Genomic DNA, 297 nt, shown 5'->3' with positions numbered 1-297 from the left:
CCCGAAGATTCGCCCCTACAAGACCAACAACTACTAAGCACTGCTTATGAAGGGAGGCGTGACCCATGATTCCGTTTTGGAAAAAGACCGGTCAGCACAGTAAGCCGCAGTCTGCGCAGAAGCGCAGGCAGAACGCAAAGCCTGCTGTGCCCCGGACTGCCCAGCAGTCCATCCCCATGCAGCGGATGTTTGAAGATGGCACCTGCCGGGTGAAGCCCAACTACTACACCCGCACCATCCAGTCTCAGGACATCAACTATCAGTTGGCACAGCAGGAGGACACTACCGCCATGGTTG

Annotated in this window: 1 protein-coding gene; it reads left to right on the top strand. The window is 56.6% G+C overall.

The genetic code is table 11. From position 1 onward, the window contains the following. Nucleotides 1–65: 65 nt before the first annotated feature. Nucleotides 66–297, top strand: a 232-nt coding sequence (locus P0G09_RS19235) for a hypothetical protein (protein WP_275253473.1), incomplete at its 3' end; no start/stop codon positions are given.

The sequence above is a fragment of the Faecalibacterium sp. DFI.5.82 genome (genome assembly GCF_029076575.1).
In the GTDB taxonomy this organism is placed as follows: Bacteria; Bacillota; Clostridia; order Oscillospirales; family Ruminococcaceae; genus Faecalibacterium; species Faecalibacterium duncaniae.
This window is presented reverse-complemented; position numbering and strand designations above follow the sequence as displayed.